At 71.3% G+C, this 26,283-nt stretch carries 22 protein-coding genes; 16 read left to right on the forward strand and 6 right to left on the reverse strand.

Annotated features, from left to right (window positions below):
* Positions 1-75: 75 nt before the first annotated feature.
* Positions 76-2,205 (reverse strand): transglycosylase domain-containing protein, encoded by a 2,130-nt coding sequence (locus ACFO3J_RS18685; RefSeq protein WP_386430584.1) that lies wholly within the window; start codon positions 2,203-2,205, stop codon positions 76-78.
* Between the two features lie 303 nt (positions 2,206-2,508).
* Here ACFO3J_RS18685 and ACFO3J_RS18690 point away from each other — a divergent pair, with 303 nt between their 5' ends.
* On the forward strand, positions 2,509-3,810 hold the full coding sequence (locus ACFO3J_RS18690) for a hypothetical protein (RefSeq protein ID WP_386430585.1): 1,302 nt from the start codon (positions 2,509-2,511) through the stop codon (positions 3,808-3,810).
* A 27-nt stretch (positions 3,811-3,837) separates the two neighbouring features.
* Here the strand turns inward: ACFO3J_RS18690 and hypB are convergent, their stop codons facing one another.
* Both hypB and ACFO3J_RS18700 read right to left on the reverse strand, forming a co-directional pair.
* The gene (gene hypB / locus ACFO3J_RS18695) at positions 3,838-4,512 is read right to left on the reverse strand and encodes a hydrogenase nickel incorporation protein HypB (RefSeq protein ID WP_386430586.1); all 675 of its coding nucleotides are present in this window, start codon (positions 4,510-4,512) and stop codon (positions 3,838-3,840) included.
* 222 nt (positions 4,513-4,734) lie between these two features.
* The gene (locus ACFO3J_RS18700; RefSeq protein WP_386430587.1) at positions 4,735-5,055 is read right to left on the reverse strand and encodes a hydrogenase maturation nickel metallochaperone HypA/HybF; all 321 of its coding nucleotides are present in this window, start codon (positions 5,053-5,055) and stop codon (positions 4,735-4,737) included.
* Between the two features lie 232 nt (positions 5,056-5,287).
* On the opposite strand from ACFO3J_RS18700, the gene ACFO3J_RS18705 reads away from it, so the two are divergent.
* The 14 genes from ACFO3J_RS18705 to ACFO3J_RS18770 all read left to right on the forward strand — a co-directional run bounded on the left by ACFO3J_RS18705 (position 5,288) and on the right by ACFO3J_RS18770 (position 19,152).
* Positions 5,288-6,343, forward strand: coding sequence for an NADH-quinone oxidoreductase subunit B family protein (locus ACFO3J_RS18705; RefSeq protein WP_386430588.1), 1,056 nt, complete (start codon positions 5,288-5,290; stop codon positions 6,341-6,343).
* A 63-nt stretch (positions 6,344-6,406) separates the two neighbouring features.
* Positions 6,407-8,197, forward strand: a complete 1,791-nt coding sequence (locus ACFO3J_RS18710) for a nickel-dependent hydrogenase large subunit (RefSeq protein WP_386430589.1) — start codon at positions 6,407-6,409, stop codon at positions 8,195-8,197.
* A 1-nt stretch (position 8,198) separates the two neighbouring features.
* Entirely contained in the window at positions 8,199-9,287 is a 1,089-nt protein-coding gene (locus ACFO3J_RS18715) for a NifU family protein (RefSeq protein ID WP_386430590.1), read from the forward strand.
* Positions 9,284-9,940 (forward strand): DUF5947 family protein, encoded by a 657-nt coding sequence (locus ACFO3J_RS18720; protein ID WP_386430591.1) that lies wholly within the window; start codon positions 9,284-9,286, stop codon positions 9,938-9,940. The genes ACFO3J_RS18715 and ACFO3J_RS18720 overlap by 4 nt, the downstream gene beginning before the upstream one ends.
* Positions 9,937-10,578, forward strand: a complete 642-nt coding sequence (locus ACFO3J_RS18725) for a DUF6084 family protein (RefSeq protein ID WP_386430592.1) — start codon at positions 9,937-9,939, stop codon at positions 10,576-10,578. Before ACFO3J_RS18720 ends, ACFO3J_RS18725 begins: the two co-directional genes overlap by 4 nt.
* Positions 10,575-12,044: a hypothetical protein gene (locus ACFO3J_RS18730; protein WP_386430593.1), complete on the forward strand. Its 1,470-nt coding sequence runs from the start codon at positions 10,575-10,577 to the stop codon at positions 12,042-12,044. The genes ACFO3J_RS18725 and ACFO3J_RS18730 overlap by 4 nt, the downstream gene beginning before the upstream one ends.
* A complete protein-coding gene (locus tag ACFO3J_RS18735; protein ID WP_386430594.1) occupies positions 12,041-12,160 on the forward strand; it encodes a DUF6893 family small protein in 120 nt (39 codons plus the stop codon). The genes ACFO3J_RS18730 and ACFO3J_RS18735 overlap by 4 nt, the downstream gene beginning before the upstream one ends.
* An 81-nt stretch (positions 12,161-12,241) precedes the next feature.
* Positions 12,242-12,448 carry a hypothetical protein gene (locus tag ACFO3J_RS18740; protein WP_386430595.1) on the forward strand — a complete coding sequence of 69 codons (207 nt, stop codon included), beginning with the start codon at positions 12,242-12,244 and terminating at the stop codon, positions 12,446-12,448.
* A gap of 3 nt (positions 12,449-12,451) precedes the next feature.
* Positions 12,452-13,162 carry a hydrogenase maturation protease gene (locus ACFO3J_RS18745; protein ID WP_386430596.1) on the forward strand — a complete coding sequence of 237 codons (711 nt, stop codon included), beginning with the start codon at positions 12,452-12,454 and terminating at the stop codon, positions 13,160-13,162.
* Between the two features lie 2 nt (positions 13,163-13,164).
* A complete protein-coding gene (hypF, locus tag ACFO3J_RS18750; protein WP_386430597.1) occupies positions 13,165-15,846 on the forward strand; it encodes a carbamoyltransferase HypF in 2,682 nt (893 codons plus the stop codon).
* 58 nt (positions 15,847-15,904) lie between these two features.
* On the forward strand, positions 15,905-16,225 hold the full coding sequence (locus ACFO3J_RS18755; RefSeq protein ID WP_386430598.1) for a HypC/HybG/HupF family hydrogenase formation chaperone: 321 nt from the start codon (positions 15,905-15,907) through the stop codon (positions 16,223-16,225).
* Positions 16,222-17,325 (forward strand): hydrogenase formation protein HypD, encoded by a 1,104-nt coding sequence (gene hypD / locus ACFO3J_RS18760; protein ID WP_386430599.1) that lies wholly within the window; start codon positions 16,222-16,224, stop codon positions 17,323-17,325. The genes ACFO3J_RS18755 and hypD overlap by 4 nt, the downstream gene beginning before the upstream one ends.
* Before the next feature lie 8 nt (positions 17,326-17,333).
* Positions 17,334-18,437: a hydrogenase expression/formation protein HypE gene (gene hypE, locus ACFO3J_RS18765; protein WP_386430600.1), complete on the forward strand. Its 1,104-nt coding sequence runs from the start codon at positions 17,334-17,336 to the stop codon at positions 18,435-18,437.
* A 1-nt stretch (position 18,438) separates the two neighbouring features.
* Positions 18,439-19,152 carry a DUF6390 family protein gene (locus ACFO3J_RS18770; protein ID WP_386430601.1) on the forward strand — a complete coding sequence of 238 codons (714 nt, stop codon included), beginning with the start codon at positions 18,439-18,441 and terminating at the stop codon, positions 19,150-19,152.
* Here the strand turns inward: ACFO3J_RS18770 and ACFO3J_RS18775 are convergent.
* From ACFO3J_RS18775 to ACFO3J_RS18785, 3 genes are all read right to left on the reverse strand, one after another.
* Positions 19,142-20,431, reverse strand: a complete 1,290-nt coding sequence (locus tag ACFO3J_RS18775) for a type II toxin-antitoxin system HipA family toxin (protein WP_386430602.1) — start codon at positions 20,429-20,431, stop codon at positions 19,142-19,144. The genes ACFO3J_RS18770 and ACFO3J_RS18775 overlap by 11 nt on opposite strands.
* Positions 20,432-20,452: 21 nt before the next feature.
* Entirely contained in the window at positions 20,453-22,195 is a 1,743-nt protein-coding gene (locus ACFO3J_RS18780; RefSeq protein WP_386430603.1) for a DUF262 domain-containing protein, read from the reverse strand.
* 499 nt (positions 22,196-22,694) lie between these two features.
* The gene (locus ACFO3J_RS18785; protein WP_386430604.1) at positions 22,695-25,337 is read right to left on the reverse strand and encodes an SCO7613 C-terminal domain-containing membrane protein; all 2,643 of its coding nucleotides are present in this window, start codon (positions 25,335-25,337) and stop codon (positions 22,695-22,697) included.
* Positions 25,338-25,539: 202 nt separating this feature from the next.
* Here ACFO3J_RS18785 and ACFO3J_RS18790 point away from each other — a divergent pair, with 202 nt between their 5' ends.
* Positions 25,540-26,280: a spermidine synthase gene (locus tag ACFO3J_RS18790; protein ID WP_386430605.1), complete on the forward strand. Its 741-nt coding sequence runs from the start codon at positions 25,540-25,542 to the stop codon at positions 26,278-26,280.
* Positions 26,281-26,283: the final 3 nt, after the last annotated feature.

The following is a 26,283-nucleotide window of genomic DNA, read 5'->3' on the forward strand; positions in this document are numbered from 1 at the left end:
TCCGGCTGAACTGCCGCCGCCCGCCGGCATATGGGCCCGACAGGCGGCGGTGGGCGGCGGCTCCCATGGGGCAAGTCAGGAGACCGACTTCATGTACTGGTCCCAGATGTCGGCGGGATAGGTGCCGCTCGCCTCCACCCCGGGGCGTCCGGCGAGTCCGGTCAGGGGGAGGAGCCGCTGGGTGGCGGGGTCGATCCGGAAGAGGGAGACCGCCGTGGCCGTCGTCCGGTCGTAGCCGACGAAGGAGCCCGAGGTGCCGTCCGGGGCGGTTCCCGGCAGCCCGGCGAGCCCCTGGCCGGACTGGTCGCTGTGGTCGGCCTGCCCGGTACCGCCCGCGCGCCGGGCCGCGCCGTCGGTCACCGCGTCCCGGAGCGCGTCGTCCACCGCGCCGGCCACCTGCGGGCTGAACGGGTGTGTGGCGACGGGCCGTTGGACGGGGATCTGGACGCCGTCACGGGTGACGCGGAGCACGGAGTAGGGGTCGGTGTGCGTACCGTGCGCGGCGAAGGTCGCGTAGGCGTCGGCCATCCGGATCGGGCTGGGGGTCGCGGTGCCCAGCGAGAAGGCGGGGATCTGCTCGCCGAAACCACTGTCGGGAAGCAGCCCCGCGTCCACCGACGCCTGGCGCACCAGGTTCAGACCGACATCCATACCGAGTTGCATGATCGGACCGTTGACCCCGTCGGCCACCGCCCGGCGCAGGCTGATCCGCCCCCAGGAGCGCTTGCCGGCGTTGGCGGTCTTGACGATCTTCCCGTCCCGGTTCCAGTAGGGCCCCTCGGGCGTCCGGATGGGTATGTGGTCGTCGCCGTCGTAGAGCGAGTCCGGGCCCACCGTGGCGCGGGGCACGTCGCGTTGGCGCACCACACCGTCGCGCAGGGCGGCGGCGTACACGAAGGGCGCGTAGGTGGTACCGGCCGGCACGACCGCCACGTTCGCGTCGTCGAAGCCCTGCTTGATGTAGTCGGGTCCGCCGTAGAGCGCGAGGATACGGCCGTCGGTGGCCACCGAGGCGGCCCCCACCCGTACGTCGCGGTCGGCGGGCCGGGTGGCCGGACTCAGGCCGCCCAGCCGCTGCTTCACCGCGGCGGCGAGCGCGTCGACCTTGGGCTTCTCGAAGGTGGTGTAGATCTGGTAGCCGCCCAGGTCGAACCGCGCGTCGGAGATGCCGCTGTGCGCGGAGACGTACTGCCGGGCGGTGTCGACCAGATAGCCGGTCTGCCCGCTCAACCCCGGTGGGACGGCAGGGGCGTTGGGCTCGGGGAAGACCTTGTACGTGGCGCGCTCCCGCGCCGACAGCTGCCCGATGCTCACCATCCGGTCCAGCACCCAGTTCCAGCGCGCGACGGCGCGCTTGTGGTTGGCCGGGCTCACCGAAGGGTCGTACAGCCCGGCGCCCTTGAGCAGGGTGGCCAGGAACGCGCCCTGGCTGGCGTTGAGCTGTGAGACGTCCTTGCCGTAGTAGGCCTTGGCGGCGCGCTGCACCCCGTAGGCGCCGCGGCCGAACCAACTGGTGTTGAGGTAGCCGTCCAGGATCTGCTGTTTGCTCACCTTGTCGTCCAGCTTCACCGAGATGAGGATCTCGGTGAACTTCCGGGACAGCGTCTGGTCCTGGTCGAGGTAGACGTTCTTCACATACTGCTGGGTGATGGTGGAACCGCCCTGCACATCGCCGCCGGTCGCCATCTTCGTCAGCGCGCGGGCGATGCCCCGGGGCGAAACCCCGTGGTCCCCGTAGAAGTTGGCGTTCTCGGCCGCCATCACCGCCCACTGCACCGAGGTGGGGATGCGGCTCAGCGGCATCGCCTGCCGGTCGATCGGCCCGACCCTGGCCATCTCGGTGCCGTCCGCCCAGTAGTAGACGTTGTCCTGCTGCACGGCGATCGCGTTGAGGTCCTTCGGTATCGCGGTGCGCTCGTAGGCGATGCCGACGGCGGCGGCCAGCGCGAGGATCACCCAGGTGCCGAGCAGCAGGGTCTGCCGCAGCGAGGGCAGCCAGCGGCGCGGCCCGCGCTGGCCGGGGCGGGGGTAGCGGGGACGCAGTCGGCCGAGATGCCGTAGGTGCCGTAGCCCGCGCGTGCCGCGCGGCCGCCGCGGCCCGCGCGGCGCCCGCGCCGGCCCCGGCCGGGAGGCCGTCGCCGACCGGACGGCGTCCCGTACCGCTCGCAGCCGCTCCGCCACGTCCTTGGTCGTAAGCCGCCGCACGGTAATTCCCACCTCTGACGGGTCGTCGGTCACGGCGCTCGCCGTCTGGACCTCAGGAGCCTAGGAACCCCGTCGGACGCCCCCGCGATGAGTTCGCCACAGGTCTGTAACAGCCGAGGCGAGGGCTTGACTGCCTTATTACCAGCGGGAGTCGGCGACCGTGCCTCGGTTACGGTCCTGTGACGCTATGGGCCAGAGCCTGTCACTGGAGGACCGGAGGCTGGGGCGAGGCCCGGGTCCGCCGTTGTCCGGGCCCGGCAGCCGGCCCCGGCAAGCGGTGCTCGCCCGTCGAGAGGCCTTCCCATGGACCGCTCCAGCATCCGGAAATCCCTTGTGAGCCCGGCCAACCGGCCCCGTACGTTACTTGTCTGCGGGGTGCTGGCCGTCGCCCTGACCGGTGCGACGGTGGCCGGCGTGGAGCTGGGGGGAAGCGGAGCCACGGGCAGCCATGGCTCGGCCGAGCTGCGGTCGGCGAAGAAGACAGTGGTCCATTCGCCGAGCGCGCCGGCCGCGCCGCAGCCCGACTCCCGCAAGCACGAGGTGATCGGGGACGGTTCGACCTCCTACACCGGCCCGCAGCCGCACCAGCCGAAGCCCGAGAAGCTGAAACCCGGTGAGGAGCCACCGCAGTTCGTGGTCTTCTCCTGGGACGGCGCGCTGGAGAACGACGACCATCTGTTCTCCCGCTTCCGCGAACTCGCCCAGCAGTACAACGCCAACATGACGTTCTTCCTGTCCGGCATCTATCTGCTGCCGAACGCGAAACGCACGCTCTACCACCCGCCGATGCACCCGGCGGGCTCCTCCGCGATCGACTTCCCCACCGACGAGCACATCAAGTGGACCTTGCAGCAACTTCGGTTGGCCTGGGAGGAGGGCGACGAGATCGGCACGCACTTCAACGGCCACTTCTGCGCCCCCGACCCGGGAGCCGGCGGCGAGTGGAGCACCGCCGACTGGAAGAACGAGACGGCCCAGGCGTACTCCTTCGTGGAGCACTGGAAGACCAACACCGGCTTCACCGACATCCCGCCGCTCCCCTTCGACTACGCGACGGAACTGGTCGGCGGCCGGGCCCCCTGCCTGGAAGGGCAGAAGAACCTGCTGCCCGCCGAGAAGGCGATGGGCTGGCGCTACGACGCCAGCTCCCAGGGCGACTTCCAGCTGTGGCCGGCGAAGGACGGCGTGTGGGACTTCCCGCTCCAGCTGATGCCGTACCCGGACAAGGACTTCCAGGCCCTGTCGATGGACTTCAACTTCCTCTACAACCAGTCCGGCGGCGATGTCACCGAGGGCGACCCGGCGAAGTACCCGGCGTGGGAGAAGGAGACCCGCGACGGTTACCTGGACGGCTTCGAGCGTGTCTACAACGGCAGCCGCGCCCCGCTCTTCATCGGCAACCACTTCGAGACCTGGAACGGCGGCATATACATGCAGGCCGTGCAGGACGTGGTCAAGGACGTCTGCCGCCGCAAGGGCGTGCGCTGCGTCTCCTTCAAGGAACTCTGCGACTGGCTGGACGTCCAGGACCCCTCGGTCGTCGCCAAGCTCCGCAACCTCGACCCGGGCGAGGCCCCGGACTGGAAGACCTTCGTCACCAAGTAGCGTTGACCGAAGGGGCGATGGCCGGAATCAGGACTGCTCCGCCACCCAGGCGTACCAGCCGGGCATCCCCTCGCCGGTGGTCGCGGAGAGGGCCAGCACCCGGACGTTCGGGTTGACCGAGCGGGCGTACCGCTCGCAGCGGGCGATGTCGAAGTCGACGTACGGCAGGAGGTCGATCTTGTTGATGACGACGAGATCGGCCGCCGCGAACATATAGGGGTACTTCAGCGGTTTGTCGGTGCCCTCGGTGACGGAGATGATCACGACCTTGCTGTGTTCGCCGAGGTCGAACAGAGCCGGGCACACCAGATTGCCGACGTTCTCGACCAGGACGAGCGAGCCGGCGGCGGGGGACAGGGCGGTCAGCGCGCCGTGCATCATCCCGGCGTCGAGATGGCAGCCGGCGCCGGTGTTCACCTGGACGACCGGGCAGCCGGCCCGCTTGATCCGGTCGGCGTCCAGCATGGTCTCCTGATCGCCCTCGATCACCGACACGGACCGCCGGCCGGCCAGATCGAGGACGGTACGTTCGAGCAGGGTGGTCTTGCCGGCGCCCGGCGAACTCATCAGATTCACCGCCAGAATTCCCCGGGCGGCCAGCCACGCGCGATTACCGGCCGCCAGATCCTCATTCTTGGCCAGCACCTTCTGCTCAAGCGTGATCGTCTCGCCGTCCGCCGTCGCGGGAATGAGCTCGTCCACCCGGGTGCGCCCATTCGAGCGAATGGGGGACAGGTCGAGGGAAAGGCTGTGCGCGGTGTCGTGCGAATGGTGGTGCGCGTGGCCGTGCGCCCCCGCGTGTGTCCCGCTGTCCGGGTGATCCTGCGCGGTTACGTCGTCCGCGCCCGGCAGCGCGATACGCGTTCCGCCGCCGCCGGATCCGTCCTCGACCGTTCCGGCGCAACCGCAGCTACCGCACATATGTCAGCCCACTTTCATCGAAATGATCTGAAGCTCCCGTCCCGAGGTGATCTCCACGTCGGCGCTGCCGCAGGGGCACAGCAATACCAGATCGGTCAGCGCGAATTCGGTACCGCAGTCGCGGCAGCGACCCGAACCCGGCGGTTGGTCGATCTCCAGCGACGCGCCCTCCGCCACCGTGCCCTCGGTGATCAGGTCGAAGCAGAAGCGCATCGAATCGGCGACCACCGCGGTGAGCACGCCGACCCGCACGCTGACCGTACGCACCGGCCGGCCGGCCGCCCGTTCGCACACCGCGTCGACGACGCTCTGGGTGATCGACAATTCATGCATCGCTCTCGCGTCCTCGCGTCGTTACCCCGTCCGGCCTATTCCGCTGGACTTTCACTTTCCGCCGGCACCGATCCGTGCCGGGATTCTCGTGTTGACCTCGTGTTGACAGCGTGCCGCGGCGGAGTCTAGATGGTAGCAATGTGAGCGACACCACTCGTGCGGATCGACATCCGGTCTCCGTCGTACGAGGGATCGGTCGTCGAATCCGGAAGGCGGCACCGCTATGCCGACAGAGGCAGCACTCACTGCAGAAGACACCCTGATCCATGTGCTGTGGATCAATGCCGGCCTCAGTTGCGACGGCGATTCGGTCGCGCTCACCGCCGCCACCCAGCCCAGCATCGAGGAAATCGCCCTCGGCGCGCTGCCGGGCCTTCCGCAGGTCGCCGTGCACTGGCCGCTGATCGACTTCGAGTGCGGTCCGAACGGCGGCGCCGACGACTTCCTGGAGTGGTTCTTCAAGGCGGACCGGGGCGAGCTGGAGCCGTTCGTGCTGGTCGTGGAGGGGTCGATCCCCAACGAGCAGCTGCACAACGAGGGTTACTGGTCCGGCTTCGGCAACGACCCGGCCACCGGCCAGCCGATCACCACCAGCGAGTGGCTGGACCGGCTGGCCCCGAAGGCCACCGCGATCGTCGCGGCCGGCACCTGCGCGACATACGGCGGTATCCACGCCATGCAGGGCAATCCGACCGGTGCCATGGGAGTGCCCGACTATCTCGGCTGGGAGTGGAAGTCGAAGGCCGGAATTCCGATCGTCTGCGTCCCGGGCTGCCCGATCCAGCCGGACAATCTCTCCGAGACGCTCACCTATCTGCTCTACATGGCCACCGAGCAGGCGCCCATGATCCCGCTCGACGACGCGCTCCGGCCGACCTGGCTTTTCGGCCAGACGGTGCACGAGGGCTGCGACCGGGCGGGATATTACGAGCAGGCCGACTTCGCGACCGAGTACGGCTCGCCCAAGTGCATCGTCAAGCTCGGCTGCTGGGGCCCGACCGTCAAGTGCAATGTGCCCAAACGCGGCTGGATGAACGGTATCGGCGGCTGCCCGAATGTCGGCGGGATCTGCATCGGCTGCACGATGCCGGGATTCCCGGACAAGTTCATGCCCTTCATGGACGAGCCGCCCGGCGGCAAGCTCTCCACGAACTCGGTCGGAATCTACGGATCGACGATGCGGCGGCTGCGGCAGATGACCACCCAGACCCTCGACCACGAGCCGAGATGGCGCAAGCCGGGGAACAGACTCACCACCGGTGCCACCCGTACCTGGTAAGCCGGCGCGACCGAGACCGCAGCGCAACAGAGACCGCAACCAGCAGAAAGACGAGGCGGCGCAATGACCGCGACGCGGCAAAAGGGTGGCAGCGGACGCCAGGCCAAAGACGAACTGGTGGAGATGGCGTGGGACCCCATCACCCGTATCGTCGGCAGCCTGGGCATCTACACGAAGATCGACTTCAAGCAGCGCGTTGTCGCCGAATGCCACAGCACGAGTTCGATCTTCCGCGGCTACTCGGTCTTCATGAAGGGCAAGGACCCGCGCGACGCCCACTTCATCACCAGCCGGATCTGCGGCATCTGCGGTGACAACCACGCCACCTGTTCGTGCTACGCGCAGAACATGGCCTACGGGGTGAAGCCCCCGCACATCGCCGAATGGATCGTCAATCTCGGCGAGGCCGCCGAGTACATGTTCGACCACAATATCTTCCAGGAGAATCTGGTCGGGGTCGACTACTGCGAGAAAATGGTCGCCGAGACCAACCCCGGCGTCCTCGACAAGGCCAACCGGACCGCCTCGCCGCACGCCGACGCCCACGGCTACAAGACCATCGGCGACATCATGCGCTCGCTGAACCCGTTCACCGGCGAGTTCTACCGCGAGGCGCTCCAGGTGAGCCGGCTGACCCGGGAGATGTTCTGCCTGATGGAGGGCCGGCACGTCCACCCCTCCACGCTCTACCCGGGCGGCGTCGGCACCGTGGCGACCATCCAGCTGATGACCGACTACATCACCCGGCTGCAGCGCTACGTCGAGTTCATGAAGAAGGTCGTGCCGATGCACGACGACCTCTTCGACTTCTTCTACGAGGCGCTGCCCGGCTACGAGATGGTCGGCAACCGCCGCATCCTGCTGGGCTGCTGGGGCTCCTTCCAGGACCCCGAGCACTGCAACTTCGAGTACAAGGACATGACCGACTGGGGCCGGAAGATGTACGTCACCCCGGGCGTGGTCGTCGACGGCAAGCTGGTCACCACCGACCTGGTGAAGATCAACCTGGGTATCCGCATCCTGCTCGGCTCGTCGTACTACGGCGACTGGGACGACCAGGAGATGTTCGTGACCCACGACCCGCTCGGCAATCCGGTCGACCGCCGGCACCCGTGGAACCAGCACACCAACCCCGCGCCGCAGAAGCGCGACCTGGACGACAAGTACAGCTGGGTCATGTCGCCGCGGTGGTACGACGGCAAGGACTATCTCGCCCTGGACACCGGCGGCGGCCCGCTGGCCCGGCTGTGGACCACCGCGCTGGCCGGACTGGTCGACATCGGCTACATCAAGGCGACCGGCAGCAGCGTGAAGATCAACCTGCCCAAGACCGCGCTCAAGGGCCCGGTCGAGCTGGAATGGAAGATCCCGCAGTGGAGCAACACCCTTGAGCGCAACCGGGCGCGCACCTACTTCCAGGCGTACGCGGCGGCCTGCGCCCTGCACTTCGCGGAGAAGGCGCTGGTGGAGATCCGGGCCGGGCGGACCAAGACCTGGGAGACGTTCGAGGTCCCGGAGGAAGCGGTCGGCTGCGGCTTCACCGAGGCGGTGCGCGGCGTCCTGTCGCACCACATGGTGATCCGGGACGGCAAGATCGCCAACTACCACCCCTACCCGCCGACTCCGTGGAACGCCAGCCCCCGCGACACCTACGGCACCCCGGGACCCTACGAGGACGCGGTGCAGGGCCAGCCGATCTTCGAGGAGAACGACCGGGAGCACTTCAAGGGCATCGACATCATGCGCACGGTCCGCAGCTTCGACCCGTGCCTGCCCTGCGGCGTCCACATGTACCTCGGCGAGGGCAAGAAGCTGGAACTGCTGCACTCCCCGACCCAGTCCGCGGGCGCGTGACGTGGCCGACCACGCCCAGCTGACCGCGCCCGAAGCGGCGCCGCCCGAACCGGCCGTCCTGCTTGAGCCGGCTGCGCTGCTTGAGCCGGCCGTGCCCGAAGGGCCCGTCGGGCCTGAGCCGGCCGCGTCCGAACAGCCCGCCGAGCCCGAGCCGGCCGCGTCCGGGCCGGCCGCCGACTGGCGCGCGACCGGCGAGCGGATCGACACCCTGATCGCCGCCAGCGCCGCGGGCGGCGCGGTCGCCCGCGAGCGCAGCGAGGAACTCGTCCGGCTGGTGACCGACTTCTACGGCGCGGGGCTGACCCGGTTGCTCGATCTCGTCCACGAGCGGGGCCACTTGGCCGACGACGTGCTGGCCGCGCTGGCCGCCGACGAGCTGGTGGCCAGCCTGCTGCTGGTGCACGGTCTGCACCCGTACAGCGTCGAGACCCGGGTCGAGCAGGCGCTGGACAGCGTTCGGCCCTATCTCGGCTCGCACGGCGGCGATGTGGAACTGCTCGGCGTCAGCGCCGATGGTGTCGTCGGGCTGCGGCTGCTGGGCAGCTGCGACGGCTGCCCGTCCTCGTCGGTGACCCTCGAACTCGCCGTCCGCAGCGCGGTGGAGGCCGCGGCGCCCGAGATGACCACGATCGAGGTCGAGACCGCGTCCGACGGGGCGTCCGGGCCGGCCGGGCCGGTGGTCCCGGTCGACGCGCTGTTCTCCCGGCTGCACGAGAGCGCCCCGGCCGCCGCCGACGCGGGCTCGTCGTGGCAGAGCGTGCCGGAACTTGCCGGGCTGCAAGCCGGTGCCGTCACCCGGTTCAGCGCCGCCGGCGTGCCCGTGCTGGCCTGCCGGATCGGCGCGGACCTGTTCGCCTTCCGGGACCGCTGCGCCGGATGCGACCGGCCGATGGAGGGCTCGGTGCTGGCCCGGCGGCTGGGCGGCGCCCGCGGTGACGCGGTGCTGCGCTGCCCGTCCTGCGGGGCGCGCTACGACGTCCGCCGGGCCGGCGCCTGCCTGGACGCGGACGGCCTGCACCTGGATCCGCTGCCGCTGCTCGCCAAGGGCGCGTCCGTCTCGGTCGCCGTACCCGCCGCGGTGGCGACATGATCATCCGCGGCCGTACGTCCTCCCCGGCGGCCTCCCTGCTGCGGGTGCGCCGCGAGCGCCCCCAGCCGACCGCCGGGGAACGCTGCGAGATGTGCGCCGAGCCGATCGGGGCGAGCCATCCGCATGTGGTGAATCTGGACAGCCGCGCGCTGATGTGTGCCTGCCGGCCCTGCTATCTGCTCTTCGGCGACCAGCAGGCGCGGTTGCGCTACCGGGCCGTCCCCGAGCGGTACCTGGACTTCGGCGCCCTCACGCTGGACGAACGCGGCTGGGACGAACTCCAGATCCCGGTCGGGCTCGCCTTCCTGTTCCGCAACTCCCTCCAGGAACGCACCATCGCCTTCTACCCGGGCCCGGCCGGCGCCACCGAGTCCGAACTGCCGCTGGCCGCCTGGGACACCGTCGTGGCGGCCGACCCCGGCCTCGCCGTACTGCTCCCCGATGTGGAGGCGCTGCTGGTCCGCCGCGCCCAAGGCGCCCCGAGCTCCTGCTACTTGGTGCCCATCGACGCCTGCTACGAACTCGTCGGCCAACTGCGCACCCTCTGGAAGGGCTTCGACGGCGGCCGGGAGGCGCACGACGCCATCGACGCCTTCTTCGCCCGGGTGCGCGATCGCAGCCGCCCCGCCGCCGAGCCGGCCGGCCGCCCATGAGCGGACTCGGCTTCTCCGTGCTCGACGTCTTCGCCGATCCGTACACCGTCGTACCGCAGTTGACGGCCCGACTGCGGATCGACGACGACTCGGGCGAGCGGGTGCACACGATCGTGCTGCGCTGCCAGGTGCGCATCGAGCCGCAGCGGCGGCACTACGACGACACCGAACGCGACGGTCTGCGCGGGCTGTTCGGCGAGCGGGACCGGTGGACCGACACCCTCAGGCCCTTCCTGTGGATGCAGTGCGACACGACCGTGCAGGGCTTCACCGGCACCACCGAGGCCGATCTCGCGCTGCCCTGCACCTACGACTTCGATGTGATCGGCTCCCGCTATCTGCACGCCCTGCGCGACGGCGAGGTGCCGCTCACCCTGCTGTTCTCCGGCACGGTCTTCACCAAGGGCAGCAAGGGCTTCGGTGTCCGCCAGGTGCCGTGGGACTGCGAGGCCCGCTATCTGATGCCGGTGGCGGTATGGCGGCGGATGATCGCCTGCCACTACCCCAACTCCGGCTGGATCAGGCTCGATCAGGACGTGCTCGACCGGATGGCCGATTTCCGCGCCCGGCGCGGGCTGATCAGCTGGGACGAGACGGTGAGCACCCTGCTCACCGAGATGGGCGAGGTGGTCTCGTGAACTCCCTCGGCCAGGTCCGCGCCATCGCCGACGCGGTGCTCTACGAGGGCTACTTGCTCTATCCGTACCGGGCCAGCTCCGGCAAGAACCGCTCCCGCTGGCAGTTCGGCGTGCTCGGGCCGCCGTCCGCGACGCCGGGGAGCTTCGCCGAGGAGCCCGGGATGGCGACGCAAGTCCTGCTCGCGCCCGACGGCGACCAGCCGCCCTCGGTCACCGTCCGGCTGCGCTTCCTCCAGGTGCAGGTCCGCGAGGTGCAGCGGCGTGACGACGACGGCGGCCACACCCGGGTCGAGTCGCTCACCGTGGACGGCGGCTCCGTACTCAGCTGGGAGGAGGCGGTGGAGTGCGAGATCAATCTGCCCGAAATGGAGTTGGCGCTGCCGTACGACCAGCGGCACACCGTCCCCGGCGGCGAGGACATCGAACCGCTGACCGACGCGCGCGGGATCCCGGTGGGCCGGATCGTCCGGCGCCGCGAACCGCTGGCGGCCCGGATCAGGATCGAGGCGGCGGCCGACGAGGGCTTCCTCCGGCTGACGGTCTCGGTGGACAACGAGCACTCCGGCACGGCCACCGGCAAGGACGCCGCGATCCGTGTCTCGCTGATCGGATCGCACCTCGTCCTCCAGGCGCGCGGCGCCCGCTTCGTCTCCCTGCTCGAACCGCCCGACGAGGCAGCGGGCGCCGCCGCCCGCTGCCGGCAGCGCCGCTGCTGGCCGGTGCTGGCCGGGGCGAAGGGGACGACCGACACCGTGCTCGGCGCGCCGATCATCCTGTACGACCACCCGGAGGTGGCCGAGCAGAGCCCCGGCGCCCTGTTCGACTCCACCGAGATCGACGAGATCCTGACGCTGCGGGTCATGACCATGACGGAGGAGGAGAAGGCGGAGGCGCGGGCCACCGATCCCCGGGCCCGGGAGATCATCGACCGCTGCGAGGCCATGTCGGCCGACGATCTGCGACGGCTGCACGGCCTGCTCCGCGACCCGCACGCCGAGCCACCCGACATGCGCGACCCGCACGCCGAGCCGCCCGGCCTCTCCGGCATCCTCGGCCCCGGAAACCGACCGGCTCCCGGCGCCCGCCCCGACCTGCGGGACGCCGAGCCCCCCGACTTCGACACCGGCGGCGCGCCCTGGTGGGACCCGGCGGCCGACAGCCAGGTGGACCCCGGCTCCGACGCGGTGGTGATCGCGGGCGTCAGCGTGTCCAAGGGCAGCCTGGTCCGGGTGCACCCCTCGCGCCGCGCGGACGCGCAGGACCTCTTCTTCGCCGGCCAGGTGGCGCGGGTGACCGGCGTGCTGTCGGATGTCGACGGCGGGGTGCACGTGGCCCTCGTCCTCGTCGACGATCCGGCGGCCGACCTGCACGACTGGTACGGCCGCTACTTCTACTTCGCACCCGACGAGTTGGAACCGCTGGGCGTCGACAGCCCGCCGGAACACCGAGAGGAGAGCCGATCATGAAGGTTGTGGGCCTCATCACCACCGGCGTGGCCGCCGCCGCGGTCGCCACCGCCCTGGCCGTCGGCGTGGTGTCGATCCCCGACATCCGCCGCTATCTGCGGATGCGCTCGATGTGAGTGCCGCGGCATCACCGCCGCTGACCGGACCGGCGCCGCGCGCGCCGGGCAAGAGCACTACCAGGTGAGGAAGTTCGACCGATGAAGCACACACCCGGCGGGGACCTCAGCGAGGAACCGCAGGAGGAGCGCGGCCCGAAGGGATCACGCGACACGGGTTCGGACCGGCCGGGCGCCGGCCCCGCGGACCGGCCCGAGGACACGGCCGGCGAGCGCGCCGACACGTCCGTCAAGCCGGGCAAGTCCTCCGACCCGGACGCGCCCGACCTGCAGTCGGGCGGAGGCTGACCGGTGGTTGACGGCGTGCCCGGCGGCGTGCCGGACCGCAGGCCCGATCCCGTCCGAGCCGATTCCGCCAGCGCCGATCCTGTCCGAGCCGATCCCGTTCACGCCGATCCGGTCCGCGCCAATGTGCTGGTGGCCGGCGTCGGCAATCTGTTCCTCGGCGACGACGGCTTCGGCCCCGAGGTGGTGCGGCGGCTGATCGGTGCCGGCGGCCTGCCGCCGCACGTCCGGGTGGTCGACTACGGCACCCGCGGTATGCACCTCGCCTACGACCTGCTGGACGGCTACGACGCGCTGATCCTGATCGACGCCTGCCCCGGGGACGGCCCGCCGGGACGGCTCACCCTGCTCGACATCGGCCCGGAGCACCTCGGAACCGGTGAGTTCGACGCGCACGGGATGAACCCGGTGTCGGTGCTGGCGAATCTGCACCGATTGGGTGGTGCGCTTCCGGCCACCTACCTCGTGGGCTGCACTCCCGCCGGGGTCGAGGAGGGGATCGGCCTCAGCGAGGCGGTCGCCGCCGCGGTACCCGAAGCGGTGGAGGCGGTCCGCGCCTTGATCCGGCGGCTGGTGCCGGCCGACATCCTGGCGCCGGTATCACCGGGAGCGCCCGTAGCGCCGCCGGAACTTCCCGTGCCCGCCGGACCCGTAGCCCCGGCCGACCTCACCGAGCCAGCAGAGCCAGCAGCGCCCGCAGAGTTCAGGAGTCCTTGATCATGTGCCTCGGCATTCCCGGTCGTGTCGTGGAGATCGTGGACGGATACGCCGGCCAGCTCGCGCTCGTCGACGTCGAGGGGGCGCGGCGGCGCGTCAACATCGGCATGCTGGACCGGCCCCCGGCGGCCGGTGAGTGGGTGCTCCTCCATATGGGCTTCGCGGTCGAGCTCATCGACCGGGCCAAGGCCCAAGAGGCTCTGGCGGGGCTGGAGATGATGGGACGCGGACGTCCGGAGAAGGTCCGGCGGCGGTTCGAGGTGCGCGGCGTCGTCCAGGGCGTGGGCTTCCGGCCCTTCGTCTACGTCACCGCCTCCCGGCTCGCCCTGGCCGGCTCGGTGGCGAACACCGCCACCGGTGTCGTCGCCGAAGTCGAAGGCGACGCCGAGGCGGTGCGCGAGTTCGGCCGCCGGCTGCGGGCGGACCCGCCGCCGCTGGCCGTGGTGGAGTCCGTGCGGGAGAGCGAGCAACCGCTGCTCGGCGGCACCGAGTTCACCATCGAGGAATCCCATGGGCCGGGCCGGGCCCGCACCCTGGTCTCGCCCGACATCGCCACCTGCCGGGACTGCCTGGACGAGCTGGCCGACCCGGCGAACCGCCGCTACCGCCACCCCTTCATCACCTGCACGCATTGCGGCCCCCGCTTCACCATCGTCACCGGAACGCCCTACGACCGCGCCGCCACCACTATGGCCGCGCACCCGATGTGCGCCGCCTGCCGGGCGGAGTACGAGGATCCCGACGACCGCCGCTTCCACGCACAGCCGATCGCCTGCCATGAATGCGGCCCGCGGCTCGAACTGATCCGCAAGGAGGAGCTGGGGGCGGCTCCCGCCGGGACGGCCGTCTCCGCCGCCCACGCCCGACCGCCGGTGACCGGTGCGGACGCGCTGCGCGGAGCACGGGAGTTGCTCGCCGCCGGCCGGATCGTCGCGGTCAAGGGGCTCGGCGGCTACCACCTCGCCTGCGACGCCCGAAACGAAGCGGCGGTGGCCGAACTGCGGCGCCGCAAGCGGCGGGGCGGCAAGCCCTTCGCGGTGATGGTCCGCGATCTCGAAGTCGCCGCCGGGCTGGTGACGTTGACCGGGGACGAGGAAGAACTGCTCAGCGGTGTCCGGCGGCCGATCGTCATCCTCCCGCGGCGCCGCGATCCCGGGGACCGGCCCGAAGCCGTCCTGCCCGAGTCCGTGGCGCCGGGCAGTCCGGATCTGGGGCTGATGCTGCCCTACACCCCGCTGCACGTCCTGCTCTTCGGGATCGGCGACGACCGGCCGGGGCCGGACGCGCTGGTGATGACCTCCGGCAATCCGGCCGGCCGGCCGATCGTCACGGACGACGCGCTCGCCCTGGCCGAGCTGGCCCCGCTCGCCGACGCCTGGCTGCGCCACGACCGCGGCATCCAGGTGCCGTGCGACGACTCGGTCAGCCGGTTCGCGGCCGGCGCGGAGGTGCCCGTCCGCAGGTCGCGCGGCTACGCACCGCTGCCGCTCGCGCTGCCCTTCGACGTACCGCCGATGCTCGCGGTCGGCGCGGACCTGAAGAACACCTGCGCGCTGGCCGAGGGCCGCTACGCCTGGGTCAGCCAGCATCTCGGCGACATGGACGACCTGGCCACGGTGGAGGCGCTGACCCGTACCGAGCGGCACCTGGAGCACATCACCGGAGTCCAGCCCCGGCAGCTGGTGGCCGACGCGCACCCCGACTACGGCTCCGGCCGCTGGGCCCGCGCGCACGCGGCCGGCCGGCCGGTCCGTACCGTCCAGCACCACCACGCCCATATCGCCGCCGTGATGGGCGAGCACGGACTCGGCCCCGGGGACACCGTGATCGGCGTCGCCTTCGACGGCACCGGCTACGGCACCGACGGCGCGGCCTGGGGCGGCGAGGTGCTCATCGCGGGCTACAAGTCCTTCCACCGGGCCGCCCACGTGGGTTATGTACCCCTGGCCGGTGGCGACGCGAGTGTGCTGCGCCCGTACCGGATGGCGCTCGCGCACCTGTACGCGGCCGGGATCGAGTGGGACGAGGCGCTGCCAGCCGTGAGTACCTGCCCGGTACGGGAACGGGCCGTGCTGGACCACCAGTTCAGGACCGGTTTCGGCTGCGTGCCCACGTCGGGCATGGGCCGGCTCTTCGACGCGGTGGCCTCGCTGGCCGGGGTCCGCCACCGGGTGGACTACGAGGCGGAGGCGGCCGTGGCGCTGGAAGGGCTGGCCCGGTCCGCCGCGGCCGACCCGGCCGGAAGGTCAGGCTACGCGTTCGGCGTCCGCGCCGGCCAGGGCGGCGACGCCGGGAAGGGCCCGGCGACGGGAGAGGCTCCGTGGCCCGGGGCGGCGGACCCCGGACCGGGCCCGGAAGCCGGGGTGTTCGCGATCGCCGATCCGGCGCCGGTGATCCGCGCCGTGGTGTCCGACGTACGGGCGGGGGTCGGCGCGGACCTGATCGCCGCCCGCTTCCATGCCGCCGTCGCGGCTCTGGTCGCCGATCTCGCGGACATCTGCCGGACCCGGACCGGCCTGGACGTGGTGGCGCTCGGCGGCGGTGTCTTCCAGAACGCCGTACTGCTCACCCAGGCGCGACAGTCCCTGCACGAGCGGGGCTTCACCGTGCTGCGGCCTCGGCTGCTGCCCCCCAACGACGGCGGCATCGCCTTCGGCCAGCTGCTGGTCGCCGCCTCCGGCTGACGCGCGGGCGGCCACGCGGGCCGCGAAGGCTCCGACCGATCCACAGAGAAGAGGGACCATGTGTCTGGCAGTTCCGGGGCGCGTCCTCAGCACCGCCGAGGTCGACGGCACCTTGATGGCCGAGGTCGACTTCGGCGGCGTGCGCAAAGAGGTGTGCCTCCAGTACATCCCCGACGCGGCGGTCGGTGAATACGTCATCGTGCACGTCGGATTCGCCATCCAGCGCCTCGACGAGCGCTCCGCCCAGCAGACGCTGGCCAATTTCGACCGGCTCGGAATCCTCGCCGAGGAGTTCGGCGACGCACCCGGCGACGGACCTCACGACGGATCCGAACTGGCCCGCAAGCAGCAGCAGTTCATCGAAGGAGCCGCCAGGTGAAATATCTCGACGAGTTCAGCGACCCCGATCTGGCGAGGAAACTGCTGGACCAGATCCATGCCGCCACCACTCAGAAGTGGGCGATGATGGAGGTGTGCGGCGGCCAGACGCACTCGATCATCCGGCACGCCATCGACCAACTGCTCCCGCCGGAGTTGGAGTTGATCCATGGTCCGGGCTGCCCGGTCTGTGTGACCCCGCTGGAGGTCATCGACCGGGCGCTGGCCATCGCCGCCCGCCCCGGGGTCATCTTCTGCTCCTTCGGCGACATGCTGCGGGTGCCGGGCAGCAGCCAGGACCTGTTCGCGGTCAAGAGCGCGGGCGGCGACGTCCGGGTGGTGTACTCGCCGCTCGACGCGCTGAGACTGGCCCGGGAGAACCCGGACAAGGAAGTCGTCTTCTTCGGGATCGGCTTCGAGACCACGGCGCCGGCCAACGCGATGACCGTCTACCAGGCCGAGCGCCTGGGCGTACACAACTTCTCGCTGCTGGTGTCCCATGTGCTGGTGCCGCCGGCCATCGCCGCCATCATGGAGTCCTCCACCTGCCGGGTCCAGGCGTTCCTGGCGGCCGGGCATGTGTGCAGCGTGATGGGCACCGCGGAATACCCGCCGCTGGCCCGGAAGTACAAGGTCCCCATCGTCGTCACCGGCTTCGAGCCGCTGGACATCCTTGAGGGCATCCGCCGTACCGTCGTCCAACTCGAAGCGGGGCGGCATGAGATGGAGAACGCCTACCCGCGTGCCGTACGCGACGAGGGCAATGTGCCCGCCATGGAGATGCTGCGGGACGTCTTCGCGGTGACCGACCGCACCTGGCGCGGCATCGGCACGATTCCGCTCAGCGGCTGGAAACTGGCCGCGAAATACCGGGAGTTCGACGCCGAGGAGCGCTTCGACGTCACCGGTATCCGTACCGCCGAGTCGGGACTGTGCCGGTCCGGTGAGGTGCTCCAGGGCCTGATCAAGCCGCACGAGTGCGCCGCCTTCGGCAAGGAGTGCACCCCGAGGAATCCGCTCGGCGCCACGATGGTCTCCTCCGAGGGTGCCTGCGCCGCCTACTACACCTACCGCCGCCTGGAACTGGTCGATGCGAAGTGACTGACGCGATGCACCACACAGAGGTGGCCGACCTCGACTTCGAGAGCTGGGTCTGCCCGGTGCCGCTGCGCGACACCCCGTCCGTCGTGATGGGCCACGGCGGCGGCGGGGCGATGTCGGGCGAGTTGGTCGAGCATCTCTTCCTGCCCGCCTTCGGCACGGCGGCCGCCGCCGAACTGGGCGATTCGGCGGTGCTGTCGATCGGTACCGGCGCCGCGACCGACGGCGTCGCCGGGGCGGGCACCCGACTGGCCTTCTCCACCGACTCGTTCGTGGTCAAGCCGATGTTCTTCCCCGGCGGGTCGATCGGCGACCTCGCGGTGAACGGCACGGTCAACGACCTGGCGATGTCCGGCGCGACACCGCTCTTCCTGTCCACCGCCTTCATCCTCCAGGAGGGCACCGGACTGGCCGAACTCGGCAGGATCGCCCAGGCGATGGGCACGGCCGCGCAGACCGCGGGCGTACGGCTGGTCACCGGCGACACCAAGGTCGTGGACAGCGCCAGCGGCGACGGCGTCTACATCAACACCTCGGGCATCGGGGTGATCCCCGACGGCGTCGACATCCATCCGCGCCGCGCCCGCCCCGGCGACGCCGTGCTGGTCAGCGGCGACATCGGGGTGCACGGCGTGGCGGTGATGAGCTGCCGGGAGGGCCTGGAATTCGGCACGGCGGTGGAGAGCGACACCGCCGCCCTGCACGGTCTGGTCGCCGCGATGCTCGCCACCGGGGCCGACCTGCACGTCCTGCGGGACCCGACTCGCGGCGGCGTCTCCGCCTCGCTGAACGAGATCGCCCGCGCCTCGGATGTCGGCGTCGAGCTGGTGGAGCGCGACCTGCCGGTCCCGCAGAACGTCCGCGACGCGTGCAGCCTGCTCGGCCTCGACCCGCTCCAAGTGGCCAACGAGGGCAAGCTGATCGCCTTCGTCCCGCCCGAGTCCGCCGACGAGGTGCTCGCCGCCCTGCGCGCCCACCCGCTCGGGCGGTCGGCGGCCAGGATCGGCACCTGCGTGGCCGACCACCCCGGCATGGTGGTGGCCAGGACCGCGATCGGCGGCACCCGTGTCGTCGGCCTCCCGATCGGCGAGCAACTGCCGAGGATCTGCTGAAATGAGCACGCAGGGCGCGTTGTTGTTCGCGCGATACGCCTACCCGCCCAACGAACTCGGTTACTGCGGCCCGCCGGACGCCTCGGCCCTGCTCCGCCCCGGGGCGACGGCCGGCATCGAGCGGCAGGCCCGGCAGTTCGAGGGCGCCTGGTGCTATCTCGAATTCCTCGCCGAGGCGGCCGGCCTCCCCGATCCGCTCGACTCCCGGGTGGTCGAGGCCTACTGGATCGGCAACGACCTGCTGGACCGGGCCGACCCGGCGGCCCTGTTCGACCGGCTGCTGGACCGCTTCCGCGGCCAACTCGCCGGCACCTGGCGCCAAGCGGCCCACCGCGCCCTGCCCCACCACAGCTTCCAGGTCTTCGACGTCTACCCCTGGGCCCAACTGCTGCGCACCACCGGCCACCCGACCGCCCTGTCCGTCCTCGACCGCTGCCGCATCCGCACCGGCCGCGTCCTCTCCGTCGACGGCGAATCGGCGACCGTCACCTCCCGCCCCCTCACCTGGACCGCCCCCACCCTCCACCCCGGCCCACCCCGCACCGAAACCGTCCGCTGGTCCACCGGCGGCCGCTCCCTGATCCCTTCCCCGTCCCCGGGCGACCTGGTCTCCCTCCACTGGGACTGGGTCTGCGACCTCATCACCGCCGAGCAGGCGGCCCGCATCGAGTCCTTGGAGGCCCGGCACACCGAAGGTCAGCCCGTCAGCCTTTGAGCAGACGGGCTGTCGCCCCGGCGATCCAGTTGCCGACCTGCGAGCACAGTCCGGGATTCGCTGCCAGCGCCTCTTCGTGGGCGGGCCACTGCTCGCGAACGCCTCGTACCGTCTCCTCGGCGACGGCTGCGAGGTGGGCACCGGACGTACCGAACCTGTGGTCCAGCATGTGTTCGAGCCGGTCGAAACCGGTGAGCCGCACATTCTCGAAGCGCTTGCTGCCGCCGAACTTGAGGCCCAGGTCCTCCGGCTCGTCGCCCGGTGCGTAGGGGATGGTGGAGACCAGGTCGTACGCCGGGGAGAGGGTAGGAGTACGACGATCGCGGTAGATGAGCGACCAGTTCTTCAGATGGGCGTCACCGTTCCCGACCGCGACCGAGAACGCGATACGACGCACCGCCTCCCGGAGCGAGTCCAGATCCCGGCCCCGGTAGGCGACGGCTGCCACCGTCTCGAAGGTGGACTGATACTTGTCCCGCGGGTATTTGTCCCGTACTTGCGCGAAATCCTCGATATGAACCCGCGACTTCACGCCGTCCGGCGCCCGATCGAAACGCCGCACCGCGTAGGCCCACTTCTCGGAGTTCGGCCACATGCGGTCCGGCAGCCCCCCGAGCTCCTCGCGGTGCAGCAACCGGATGTCCGGGACATCCAGTCCGACCGATTTGGCCAGGGACATGATCGCGAATTCGTTTCGCGGCACGTCTGCGTGGCGGTAGTCGGGGAACTTGACCAGCCAGTCGCCCAGTTCTCCGGCGGCCGGCACCGTCAGCCGGTCGCCGTGGGCGAGCATCGAGAACTTCAGGGCGACCCCCGCAAGCGAGAATCGCCAGGGGGAGACGGCGCCACGACCGGACATCTGCGCGGAGCCGGATCGGGTCGCCTCGGACTCCTGCCACTCCCAGTTGTCGTCCGGCCCTTCCGCGGGCACCACTTGGGCCGCTCCGGGCAGATCATGGCCGACCTGCGCCAGCAACTCCATCTCCCGGTCCAGGGAAACCCCGCGGTCGTCGGCGATCCATTCGCGCAGTGGGCCCTCGGGCAGCAGATTGGAGAACCACTTGGGCAGCCGTAGCGCGGATGCGTAAGGAGCTCTGAGATTCTCCTCGAACCTCAGGCCGAGGACGGACCGTGAGGGGTCCTCCACGTAGTGGTCGTTCATCACGAAACGCGTGTAGTCACCCTTCTGACACAGCGTTCCAATACGGCGGCCGTGGAGCAGAACCGCGTAGTAGGTCTCGGGAAGGGCGCCCATCGTATGCGTGGTCCGTTCGTTCATGGACGATTTTCGACGCGGAGGTCAGTCCACCTCGGGGGGTGCGGGAAGGTCTGTCTCTTCGAACTCGTCGAACTCATCGAATTCTCGGTCCAGATCCAGTGAGTCCAACGAGGGGGTGTCCTCGTAGTCCCACTCGGCCATTCGACCGAGGAAGCCGGCCAGGTGGCCGAGGACGCGCTGCTGGCGCAGAGCCAGGAAGACATCACGGTCACGGTCCGCCAGCGCCGCCACATCGCGGTCGAGCAGGTGCGACGCGAGGACGGCGTCCCAGGTGCTCTCGTCGATGTCTAGCGGCTGACCGGCCAGGAGCGCCGGAATCTCGGACACGGGATCGGATGTGGTGGGCAGGAACAACCGGTTGGCGGGCAACAGCTTCATGCGACTGTCACGGAGGCGCGGAAAGACCATAGGGGCGGCATTGGCCGCAGTCCGGTCCGATCCCAGGAGGGCGTCGAGATTCTGCGCGTCGAGGACGTCACCCGAGGTCAGCGAGCGGGGGCGCAGCGACCACCAGGCGCTGAGGATGATCTTCGTGGTCGCCTCGTTGGTACGGAAGCGGTCCGCGCCGGGCAGCACCGGACTCGCTTCGGAGAGGGTGTCCAGCATGGCGCGGAGCGAACCTTCCTCGTCCGCGGGGTGGATTTTCGACCCGAGCGTTCGGCTGAACAGGGTGAAGCTTCCCTTGAAGACCATCGGGCCGACCAGGGAGAGCCGCCAGAAGAGCCTGCGCAGCAACCGAAGATTGTTGGGCTGCGGATATGGAAAGTGTGCGAAGAACCGGGTGAGAGTTACCAGTAGGGCCCGGTAGGGGAGTAGGGAGATGTGGGGTACGCCGGCTTCCCGGACGAGGAAGTTCACGGCGCGGACCAACGCCTCTTCACCCTGGGAGTATGCGGTGAGCTGATCCTCGTCGGGGAATTCCGGCAGTGTGCGCCGGCCCGAAAGTGAGAATTCCACCCGGATGTCCCGCATGGGGTCAGGTCCCCGCCGGGCCAGGACCGATGCGAGGACCGTACCCGTGTCGATACTTCCGAAGCCGGTACGGGCCGCCACGTTGTCCGAGATCTTGGCCAGCGTCAGCCGGTCGTCGGCCGCCCGCTCCTCGCCCGAGTAGAGGGCGGAGAAGATCTCAGCGCGATTCAGCCGCCGACCGTAATTGTTCATGCGGTCGAAGATGTCGGTCAGGACGTCTCTGTCGTCCTGTCGTACGAGGTAGGCGGGGACCTTGTACTGCCGCAGCGCGGTGGCCACCCGCTCGGCCTCGTCGAAGTGCTCGGAAGCGGCCAGGCCGTCGGTGCGGAACCAGGTGAGCAGTTTCTTCAGATCGAAGAGGATGGGGAGAGCGATATGGTGCGGCTCGGGGGACTTCGGATTCTCCACGAACTCCTTCGCCGCGAGGTCGTAGTAAACGGTGAAGGGCCGGTACGGGTGTCCTTCGGCGCTCAGGGCGTTGGCCAGACTGGTCAGACGCTGCTGTCCGTCCACCACCCACAGCGACTCGTTGTGCGTGGGCGCGGTCAGCCGGAGGCGGCCCAGCATGAACTCCTCGGCCTGCTGCGCGCGCACCCACAGGAGGAGGTTGCCGATGGGGTAGCCCTTGACGATGCTGTCGAACAGCCGCAGGACATCCTGGCTCTGCCAGCGGAAATCGCGCTGGAAATGGGGCACGCGGATCCGCCCGCCCCAGGCGAGGGGGATCAGGTCTCCGAGCTCGTACGTCGTGGCCGTGGGCTGGGCCTCAAGACCTGCGGGACCGGCGTTCATGGGCTGTCTCCAAGGCTTGAGGGCGTGCTCTCCCTCAGGTTCGGCGAACCAGTCACCTGCGGCAAGACAATTGTTCCACGGGGGCGCGCACCGCCGAATACGCCGCCTTCCTGCGGGGACAGCGCGGGGCCCGGTAATGGTCCCCACCTGCCGAGGGTCGCCCCGGGCGGGCGCGAGCGGCGACGGGCGGGTAGGACGACGCCCCGCACCCTGTGGATCGATCGACGGCGGTGCCTCGGTGCGGCGGTTCGGACAGCTCCACTCGACGTCATTCTTGGTGCAGCCGGAGCGGGCGGAAAGCGTCCGAATGGCGTACCCCCAGTGGACTCCGTCCCATGCGGGAGGGCCGAATCGAGGTCTTCCCGGGCCCGGCGGGCAATTTCGCCCGGGCCACGCCAGACAGCCTCGTCACCGAGGAGGCGACCCGGCGGTGTCGGCTCACCGTACACATCTCCACCGCGCTGAACCGCTCGCCCGGTGAACGGCGCCCGGACCGCGTTCACCGCATCCGGCGCAGCCCCTCGCGCAGGCGCCGGCCGTCGGCCAGCCGCCGTTCGTAGGTGGCGCCGACGAAGACCAGCAGGAGTCCGGCGGCGGCCAGCGGGGCCCAGCGCGGCAGCGCGCCCAGCGACTGGGCGATGGCCGGGGCCAGTTCGTGCAGGGCGTCGGCCAGCAGTACGGCGCCGCCGGTCAGCAGCGGGGCCTGGAGGCGGTGGCGGGCGCCCACCAGGGTCACCGCGAGGGCGGTGAGGCCGAGCAGCAGCGGCCGCGGCCAGTGGGTGTCGTTCCAGGCGGCGATCAGGCCCGGCAGCAGGCTGAAGGCGAGCCCCGCGCCGTAGGCCGCCCATGAACCGGTCGCCGGCACCCGGCGGCGGCGCAGATGGCCGAGGAGCAGTACGGCGGCGCTGACCGTGAGGGTGTACGGCTCCGGGGCCGCCACCCCGGCCAGCGCCAGCCGCACCCAGGACGCCGCGGTGAGCAGGGCGGTGGCGGTGAGAGCGGCGGCCCGGCGCCGGTCGGCGCGCAGCGCCACCCCCAGCGCGCCCACTCCCGCGACCGCCAGGGTCACACTGAGCGCGTCCGGGTGGTCGACGGTCATCAGCAGCGCGACGGCGGCCACGTCGTAACCGGCCAGCTCGACGGTGAGGCTGCGCAGCGCGGCGGCGGTCGGCACCGTGAGCAGCGCGACGCCGAGCACCGCGAACGCCGCCACGTGCGCGGGCAGGCCGGCGGCGATCTCGGCCCTGGCCGCCTCGATGCCCAGCGCGGCCACGGTGAACCCGGCCGCGACCGCCGCGATCACCGGTTCGGACCCGGACCGCCGCAGCGCGGTGGCGAGACCCGCCGCCAGCAGGGCCGAGGCTCCCCATACGCTGAGCGCCGCCGCGTCCTCAGGCAGCGACCACAGCAGGGCGAGCGCGGTGCTCCCGACCAGGACGCACAACCCCGGGGCGCGCGCCGCGGCGGGGCGCCGCACGATGTGGACCGCCGCGCCGCACGCCGGCAGCCAGGCCGCGGCCAGCGCGACGGCGTACGGGAGCCCGGCCGCCACCGGAGCCAGCGCGAGGGCGATCAGGGCGGCGGTCAGCGCGCCGCAGCGCAACAGGGTCCGGATGAGGGCGGGGCGGGGAGTCCCCGGCCGGATCCCCCCTGGGCGGGTCGCCCCGGGCTGCGGAGCCGGGCCCGGGTCGGCGGTCCCCTCGGGCCGGGGAGCCGGCCCCGGCCCGGCGGTCACCCCGGTCGTGGGAGTACCGCCCGGCTCGGTGGTCCCCGCCTCCATGACCCGGCCGAGCAGCGGGGCGGCCGCGCCCAGGGCCGCCGCGACCAGGGCGGCCACGCCGGGTATCGCGGGGGCGACCTGCCAGCCGCCGGTGAAGGACACGCCGGCGGCGCGCAGCACCGGTTCCGCCAGCGCCCGCAGCAGATCGGCGAGCACGGTCAGCGCCGCCAGGGCCAGCACCGCGCCGCCCGAGGCGGCGAGTCCGGTCCACAGCACCCGGTCCCGGACGCCCGCCGAGAGGCAGGTGAGGGCGGCGACGGTCAGCGCGGTGGCGGGCAGCGCGGCGGCGAGTACGGACCAGGAGCCGGGCAGCGCGACGCGTGGTGCGGCGGCGGTCGCGGTGGTCAGCGCGAGCCCGGCCAGGACGGCGCCGCCGAGACGGTTCCCGTAGGGCAGCTCGCGGCGCAGGGTGGCGGCGAGGCCGAGCAGGACCAGCAGCAGGAGCGGCCCGCACGGGCGCAGGGCCTCGCCGTAGCCGGTGGCCTGGAAGGCGGCGGTGGCCGCCACCGCGCCCCCGAGGACGGCCCAGGCACTCGCGGCCGTCCGGCCGGCCAGGGCGAGGGCGCCGGCCCGGTGCCGCAGGGCGATCGCCGCAGCCAGGTCGAAGCCGGCGGCGGCCGCCAGCGCGGTGGCCCAGCCGGCCGGGCCCGCCGAGGCGGCCAGGGCGGCCAGCGGCGCGGTGCACTGGACGAGCAGCAGCGCGGCGAAGGGCACGACGGCCGACCGGATCGCCCGGCCGTAGACCGCCGCTCCCGCCGCGACCAGTCCGGTGACCACCGCCCAGTAGGCGGCGCCGCCGATGTGCTGGAGTCCGGCCAGTCCGCTGCCCCGGGCGGCGTAGCAGTCGAGCAGCACCAGCGCGAGGCCCACCGCCGACGAGGTCTCGGCGGTGGCCTTGAGGGACCGGCGGCGCAGCGGGAGGTACGCGGTCAGCGCGAGCGCGGTGAGCAGCGCGAGGACGGCGGCGCGGCCCCCGAGGCCGAGGCGGCCCCAGCTGACCAGCGTGAAGACCAGCCCGGCCACGACGATCAGCGATCCGCCGAGCACCAGCAGCACGGTCTGCGCCGACAGTGCCTTCGCGTCCTTGCGCGGCGGCCCGTACAGCGTCGCCGGGTGCCAGGGTGCGGCGGTCTGCCACGCGGCGGCGCCCGGGCGTTGGGCGCGGAGCCGGACGAGCAGGTCACCGCGCCGCCGGAGCAGCGCCGCCCGCCGCAGGCCGAGGTCGGTGAGGGCGTGGTGCACGTCCCGGAGTTCGGCGGCTTCGGGGCCGGTGAGCGGCAGCCGGCAGCGCGGGCAGAAGGCATGTCCCGCGACCGTCAGGGGCGTACCGCAGTCGGGGCAGCGCGGGTATGGGGCGTCCATGGGAGTGAGTCTGGAGGCCGGGGCGAATCAGCACATGAGTACGGATACTCACGCCGATCCAGCGCACCCCTGGGTAGCCGGGGCCCGGGTGCCGCCCGAGTGGAGCCGCGCTCCGTCCGGACGCGCCCGGCGCCCGGTTTGCCGGGAAGGGCCGGGCGGGCGTAGAACTCGTCGGCACCACTTGCGGCGGAAGGGTGAGCGGATGAGCGCGCGTTTCGAGGAGATCGACTGGCAGCCGACACCCATGGGTGACATCAGCCTGCGGCGCCGGCGGGACCCGGCGTCGGGGGAGGACGTCTACGAAGTGAAGCTGGGCGAGGAGTTCTTGATGTCCAGCCTCTTCACGGCCGGGGAGATCGCGCTGACCCGGCTCGGGCTGGCCGAGCTGCCCGCCGACGCGGAACTGGAGGTCGCCGTCGGCGGCCTGGGCCTCGGATACACCGCCAGGGCCGCGCTGGACGATCCCCGGGTGCGGTCGCTGATCGTGGTGGACGCGCTGGGGGAGGTCATCGACTGGCACCAGCGGGGGCTGGTGCCGCTGGGGGCCGGGCTGGCGTCGGACACCCGCTGCCGCTTCGTCCAGGGCGACTTCTTCGCGATGGTCGGGGACGGGACCGGTCTGGACCCGGAGGCGCCGGGCCGCCGCTTCGACGCGATCCTGCTGGACATCGACCACTCGCCGCGCCATGTGCTGCACCCGCGCCACGCCGCCCTCTACCGGCCCGAGGGACTGCGGACCCTGGCCCAACGGCTGCGTCCCGGCGGGGTCTTCGCGCTGTGGTCGAACGATCCGCCGGACGAGGAGTTCACCGCGGTCCTCGCCGAGGTCTTCGCGCGGCCGGAAGCCCACGTGGTCGGCTTCGACAATCCGCTGCAGGGCGGGACGGCCACCAACACCGTCTATCTGGCGGTGAGCGGAGCGGACCCGGAGCCGAGGAGCTAGGAA

Origin of the sequence: Streptomyces polygonati (assembly GCF_042650325.1) — a bacterium.
GTDB classification, from domain to species: domain Bacteria; phylum Actinomycetota; class Actinomycetes; order Streptomycetales; family Streptomycetaceae; genus Actinacidiphila; species Actinacidiphila polygonati.